Origin of the sequence: Burkholderia sp. AU45388 (genome assembly GCF_030481585.1) — a bacterium.
Lineage (GTDB): Bacteria > Pseudomonadota > Gammaproteobacteria > Burkholderiales > Burkholderiaceae > Burkholderia > Burkholderia sola.
In genome coordinates, this window is the sequence record NZ_JAUJPV010000027.1 from 114,558 (window position 1) to 120,557 (window position 6,000).

A 6,000-nucleotide genomic window follows, 5' to 3' on the forward strand; every position below is an offset into this window, starting at 1 on the left:
TCATGCGCCATCGATCCCGCGTGCGCGTGGCTACGCAAGGCTTCGCCGGATTTCGCCGACAATGTGCAGTCGTCAATCGGGAAAAATTCCGACTGACGCGCCTACACAAATGGCTATTCGTCAGACTTCAGCATGACAAACGACTGATGCGATGTGCATCACCGCATGCGGCGCTTGACCTTCCCACCATGGCAAGCTTCATGCTGAACATACTCATCCACCACCTACCCGGGAGAACACGATGGAATTCGAAGTCCAGGACATGACCTGCGGCGGCTGCGCCAACGCCATCACGCGCGCGGTGACGGCTGCCGACCCCGCCGCGAAGCTCGACATCGACGTCGCGGCGAAGATCGTCAAGGTCGACTCGGCGCAAGGCGCCGAGCGCGTGCAGTCGGTCATCGAGGCCGCCGGCTTCCATCCCGCGCTGCGCACCGCGTAACGCGCGCCGAAGGCCGCGGGCGCAGCGCCGGACGGCGACGCGCCCGCGCCCATGCCCGGCGGCGCGTCAGCGCAGCCGGATCAGCGTCGACTTCAGTTCGGTGTACTTCTCGAGCGCATGCAGCGACTTGTCGCGGCCGTTGCCCGACTGCTTGTAGCCGCCGAACGGGAAGTTCATGTCGCCGCCCTCGTCGTAGCAGTTCACCCACACGGTCCCCGCACGCAGGCGGCGCGACACGTCGTGCGCGGTCGTCAGGTTCGACGTCCACACGGCCGCGGCCAGCCCGTATTCGGTGTCGTTCGCGATCCGCACGGCTTCGTCGACGTCGTCGAACACGATCACCGACAGCACCGGCCCGAAGATTTCCTCGCGCGCGATCTTCGCGTCGGGCTTCACCTCGAACACCGTCGGCTCCACGTAGAAGCCGCCCGTTTCCGCATTCACGCGCGCACCGCCCGTGACGAGCCGGCCTTCGCCGCGCCCCGCTTCGATGTAACCGAGCACGCGCTCGAGCTGAATGCCGTCGACGATCGCGCCCATCGATACCGACGGATCGAGCGGATTGCCCGGCACGTACGCGCGGGCGGCCGCGACGAGCTTCTCGATGAACGCGTCCTTGATGTCGCGATGCACGAGCAGCCGCGAGCCGGCCGTGCACATCTCGCCCATGTTGTAGAAGATCGCGCCGGCCGCCGTTTGCGCCGCGCGGTCGAGATCGGGGCAATCGGGCAGCACGATGTTCGGCGACTTGCCGCCGAGTTCGAGCCACGCGCGCTTCAGGTTCGACTGCGCCGCGTACTGCATGATCAGCTTGCCGACCGCCGTCGAACCGGTGAACGCGATGCAGTCGACGTCGCGATGCAGCGCGAGCAGCTTGCCCGGTTCGCCCGCGCCCGGCACGACGTTGAACACGCCGGCCGGGATGCCGGCCTCGAACGCGAGCTGCGCGACGCGGATCGCGGTCAGCGGCGATTTCTCCGACGGCTTCAGCACGACGCTGTTGCCGGCCGCGAGCGCAGGGCCGAATTTCCATGCGGCCATCAGGATCGGAAAATTCCACGGCACGACGGCGGCCACCACGCCGACCGGCTCGCGCGTGACGAGACCGACGAGATGGTGATCGGCCGGCGCGACCTCGCCACCGACCTTGTCGATCGCCTCGGCGAACCATTCGACGCAGTACGCGGCGCCCGGCACGTCGACCGTCGTCGTGTCGCCGATCGGCTTGCCCGCGTCGAGCGTCTCGAGCAGCGACAGTTCGTCGAGATGCTCGCGCATCAGCGCGGCCCAGCGCAGCAGCACGGCCTTGCGCGCGCGCGGGTTCAGGCCGGCCCATACCCCTGCGTCGAACGCGCGGCGTGCGGCCGCGACCGCGGCGTTCACGTCCGCTTCGCCGCAGTCGGCGACCTTCGCCAGCACGCGGCCGTCGATCGGGCTCACGCAGTCGAACGTCTTGCCGCCGTGCGCGTCGCACGACGCGCCATCGATGAATGCGCGCCCTTCGATCTCGAGCGACGCCGCCTTGTGTTGCCAGTCAGCCAAAGTCAACTTGTTCATCAGGATGCCTCAATGTGGTGACATTCGCGATGCGGCCCGCCGCGCGCGTGGCGCACCGGCGGCCCGCCGCGAATGCAGTGACGCGCGGTCAGAAGGTTGCCGGCGAATTGGCCGACACGACCTCGCAGATCAGTTCCGCGCTGGGATTGCGAAAACGATGCGGCAAACGGCTTTCGAAGTAGTAGCCGTCTCCGGGGTCGAGCAGCCACGTCGCGCTATCGACGGTCAGCTCGAGCCGGCCCGACACGACGACGCCGCCCTCGTGCCCCGCGTGCACCAGCATCTCGGGCCCGGTGTCGGCGAGCGGCTGGTAGATCTCGCGCAGGATGCACATGTTGCGATCCTTCACGTTCGCGCCGACCAGGTGAAACGCGAGCGTCTCGTTGCCGAGGTTCGGCATCTCGTCGCGACGCGACACGACCGCGCGCGATTCGACGAGCTCGAACGTGAAGAACTCCGCGAGACTCATCGGGATGCATTCGAGCAGTTTCTTCAGCGAGCCGACCGACGGGCTCACGCGGCCCTGTTCGATCAGCGAGATCGTGCCGTTGGTGACGCCGGCGCGTTTCGCGAGTTCGCGCTGCGACAGGCCATGCTTGTTGCGCACGAAACGCAGGCGCTCGGCGACTTCGGTGGACATCGATTCGGTTTCGGACACGATAAGTGCGATGACAAAGTGAAACGACGCGGTGGACTGCCGTTGAATATTCTAATCACTTTATGCCGCACATCAGCGGGGAAAACCCTGAAAGGCGTTCGAAATAATGGACGGCGCGTCGATTATTCCTTTTGCGAATCTTTTGTTCGTATTGCTCGGGAAAGCCCTGATGCAGGACCGATAAAAAACATTTGACGCCGTTATTGGCTCGTATATGCTGGCTCTCAGGTCAGCGTCATCAGGCTTTCACAGGCGTCGAAAAGCGTTATCGCAACGCAACAATCGACGCCCGTGAATGTAAATGATGCCGGACCGGCGCCTCGATTATTTTAAACGCCCCGCGCGTCGAAACGATCAGGTGTTCAATACTTTCAACAAACCAGTCGAGTGTAATCGTGAGAGTCCGTGGCCCTCTGGTGAGGTGGGATCGAGGCGATGTGCGAAGTTTGCGCAGCGCCGTTCCCGCTTCCGACGGCAGTTGCGGCTGGCATAGTCCTCGCCTGCTTCACCTGTCGATCTACACCATCCTGTCCCGTCGTTCCGTTCGGCGCCACAACGCCGTTTCCGCACGCGCATTCGTCGCCGTCGATACCGACGAAGTGGCGTCGCTGCTGCCGTAGCGCCTCTCCTTTCTTCACGTCGTTCGTTTTTTCTGTCGATTCGCCAACCGCATCGTCCGTGCGGTGACGGCACGCGTTCGCGCATTCGTTGCCGCGTCGCGTATCGCAATGAAACGAACGACGGCCTGACCGTCGCGCGCAGCGCGGATCGCCACGCCATCCCGTTGCGCCCATTCACCAGCGGCCCCGCGCTCAGCGCCGGGCTGCGGGGTCGTGTCGCGCCCGCGTTTCGCCGCATTCGGGCCGACGCGCGTCACGTCCCTACGGATTACTGATTGACGTCATGGAAAGGAAACCTCTCGTCGGCATCACCGCCGACCTCACCCAGATCGGCGCGCACGCGTCGCATACGGTCGGCGACAAATACGTCGCCGCGATCGTCGACGGCGCGCATGCGCTCGCGATGGTGCTGCCGGCGCTCGGCGAGCGGCAGTCGACCGCCGACGTGCTCGACGCCGTGGACGGCCTGCTGTTTACCGGCAGTTACTCGAACGTCGAGCCGCATCGTTACGGCGGCGAGCCGAGCGAGCCCGGTACGAAGCACGACCCCGCCCGCGACGCGACGACGCTGCCGCTGCTGCGCGCGGCCATCGCCGCGGGCGTGCCCGTGCTGGCCGTGTGCCGCGGCTTCCAGGAGCTGAACGTCGTCTGCGGCGGCACGCTGCACCAGCGCGTACATGAAGTGCCCGGCTTCGCCGACCACCGCGAGGACGACGGCGCGCCGATGGACACGCAATACGGCCCCGCGCACGTCGTGCGCCTGACGCCCGGCGGCAAGCTGCATGCGCTCGCGGGCGGCCGCGACGAAGTGCACGTGAACTCGCTGCACAAGCAGGGCGTCGCGCGGCTCGGCGCCGGCCTCGCCGTCGAGGCCGTCGCGCCGGATGGGCTGATCGAGGCCGTGAGCGTCGTCGACGCCCCGGCGTTCGCGCTGGCCGTGCAGTGGCATCCGGAATGGCGACACGCGCAGGACCCGCTGTCGAGCGCGATCTTCCGCGCGTTCGGCGATGCGTGCCGCGCCCGTCGCGTCGAACGCACCCGCGCCATGGCCGCCGCCGCGCTCGCCTGAGCGCGCCCACCAGACAACGAGAACAGACATGCAAGACATCGAAGACTTTCTGAAGCAGCACCGGATCACCGAGATCGAAGCGATCATTCCCGACATGGCCGGCATCGCGCGCGGCAAGATCACGCCGCGCAACAAGTTCACGTCCGGCGAATCGATGCGCCTGCCGCAGGCCGTGATGGTGCAGACCGTCACCGGCGACTATCCGGAAGACGGCTCGCTCACCGGCGTGACCGATCCCGACATGGTGTGCGTGCCCGACACGTCGACGATCCGGCTGATCCCGTGGGCCGTCGACCCGACCGCGCAGGTGATCCACGACTGCGTGCACTTCGACGGCTCGCCGGTCGAGATCTCGCCGCGCTACGTGCTGCGCCGCGTGCTCGACCTGTACAAGGCGAAGGGCTGGAAGCCGGTCGTGGCGCCGGAGCTCGAGTTCTATCTGGTCGACATGAACAAGGACCCCGACCTGCCGCTGCGTCCGCCCGTCGGTCGCACGGGCCGCCCCGAAACGGGCCGCCAGTCGTATTCGATCGAGGCCGTCAACGAGTTCGATCCGCTGTTCGAGGACATCTACGAATACTGCGAAGCGCAGAACCTCGACATCGACACGCTGATCCACGAAGTCGGCGCCGCGCAGATGGAGATCAACTTCATGCACGGCGACGCGCTGTCGCTGGCCGACCAGGTGTTCCTGTTCAAGCGCACGGTGCGCGAGGCCGCGCTGCGCCACAACATGTACGCGACGTTCATGGCCAAGCCGATGGAAGACGAACCGGGCTCGGCGATGCACGTGCACCAGAGCATCGTCGACGAGGAAACGGGCCAGAACCTGTTCACGTCGCCGGAAACCGGCGGCGCGACGTCGATGTTCTACAACTACCTCGCGGGGTTGCAGAAGTACACGCCGGCGCTGATGCCGATCTTCGCGCCGTACATCAACTCGTATCGCCGCCTGTCGCGCTTCATGGCCGCGCCGATCAACGTGCAGTGGGGTTACGACAACCGCACGGTGGGGTTCCGCATCCCGCACTCGGGGCCGGCCGCACGCCGCATCGAGAACCGCATCCCGGGCGTCGATTGCAACCCGTACCTCGCGCTGGCGGCGACGCTCGCGGCCGGCTATCTCGGCATGACGCAGCGCCTGGAGCCGACCGAGCCGCTGGTGAGCGACGGCTACAGCCAGCCGTACCAGTTGCCGCGCAACCTCGAGGAAGGGCTGACGCTGATGGCCGCGTGCGAGCCGCTCGGCGAGATCCTCGGGCCCAAGTTCCTGAAGGCGTATTTCGCGCTGAAGGAAACCGAATACGAAGCGTTTTTCCGCGTGATCAGCTCGTGGGAACGCCGCCATTTGCTGCTGCACGTTTAAGCGCGCATCACCGCATACGGAATCACGGAGGAAACATGACTTACCGCAACGAATCTGCCTGGATCCAGCCGGCCGCGCCGACCGCCGCGGCCGCCGCGCCGCGCGCGACGCAGGCACGCACGACCGCCGAATACCGCGCGCTCGACGCCGCGCACCACATCCACCCGTTCTCCGACATGGGCGCGCTCAATCGCGCCGGCAGCCGCGTGATCGTGAAGGCCGACGGCGTCTACCTGTGGGACTCCGACGGCAACAAGGTGATCGACGGGATGGCCGGCCTGTGGTGCG

The 6,000-nt window shown here is 66.3% G+C and carries 6 protein-coding genes and 1 pseudogene; 5 read left to right on the top strand and 2 right to left on the bottom strand.

Annotated features, from left to right (window positions below; all coding sequences use genetic code 11):
• Positions 1 to 241 precede the first annotated feature (241 nt).
• Complete coding sequence (locus tag QZM72_RS31040; protein ID WP_089468642.1) at positions 242 to 442, top strand: heavy-metal-associated domain-containing protein; 201 nt, start codon at positions 242 to 244, stop codon at positions 440 to 442.
• Positions 443 to 508: 66 nt separating this feature from the next.
• Here the strand turns inward: QZM72_RS31040 and QZM72_RS31045 are convergent, their stop codons facing one another.
• Together QZM72_RS31045 and QZM72_RS31050 are read right to left on the bottom strand one after the other, a co-directional pair.
• Positions 509 to 1,999, bottom strand: a complete 1,491-nt coding sequence (locus tag QZM72_RS31045) for an aldehyde dehydrogenase (RefSeq protein WP_301739972.1) — start codon at positions 1,997 to 1,999, stop codon at positions 509 to 511.
• Positions 2,000 to 2,087: 88 nt separating this feature from the next.
• A complete protein-coding gene (locus QZM72_RS31050) occupies positions 2,088 to 2,639 on the bottom strand; it encodes a cupin domain-containing protein (RefSeq protein ID WP_089468799.1) in 552 nt (183 codons plus the stop codon).
• 455 nt (positions 2,640 to 3,094) lie between these two features.
• Between QZM72_RS31050 and QZM72_RS31055 the strand changes: the two genes are divergently transcribed.
• The 4 genes and pseudogenes from QZM72_RS31055 to QZM72_RS31070 all read left to right on the top strand — a co-directional run.
• Positions 3,095 to 3,277: a hypothetical protein gene (locus QZM72_RS31055; protein WP_006488040.1), complete on the top strand. Its 183-nt coding sequence runs from the start codon at positions 3,095 to 3,097 to the stop codon at positions 3,275 to 3,277.
• 283 nt (positions 3,278 to 3,560) lie between these two features.
• Complete coding sequence (locus tag QZM72_RS31060; protein WP_089468644.1) at positions 3,561 to 4,346, top strand: gamma-glutamyl-gamma-aminobutyrate hydrolase family protein; 786 nt, start codon at positions 3,561 to 3,563, stop codon at positions 4,344 to 4,346.
• A 28-nt stretch (positions 4,347 to 4,374) separates the two neighbouring features.
• Positions 4,375 to 5,712 (top strand): glutamine synthetase family protein, encoded by a 1,338-nt coding sequence (locus QZM72_RS31065; RefSeq protein WP_089468645.1) that lies wholly within the window; start codon positions 4,375 to 4,377, stop codon positions 5,710 to 5,712.
• A 35-nt stretch (positions 5,713 to 5,747) separates the two neighbouring features.
• Positions 5,748 to 6,000: pseudogene (locus QZM72_RS31070) on the top strand (aspartate aminotransferase family protein); the annotation flags it as partial.

Excerpts from the sequence above, each read along its gene's own strand:
- QZM72_RS31040 (WP_089468642.1), top strand. The coding sequence starts at position 242 with ATGGAATTCGAAGTCCAGGACATGACCTGCGGCGGCTGCGCCAACGCC.
- QZM72_RS31045 (WP_301739972.1), bottom strand. The coding sequence starts at position 1,999 with ATGAACAAGTTGACTTTGGCTGACTGGCAACACAAGGCGGCGTCGCTC.
- QZM72_RS31050 (WP_089468799.1), bottom strand. The coding sequence starts at position 2,639 with ATGTCCACCGAAGTCGCCGAGCGCCTGCGTTTCGTGCGCAACAAGCAT.
- QZM72_RS31060 (WP_089468644.1), top strand. The coding sequence starts at position 3,561 with ATGGAAAGGAAACCTCTCGTCGGCATCACCGCCGACCTCACCCAGATC.
- QZM72_RS31065 (WP_089468645.1), top strand. The coding sequence starts at position 4,375 with ATGCAAGACATCGAAGACTTTCTGAAGCAGCACCGGATCACCGAGATC.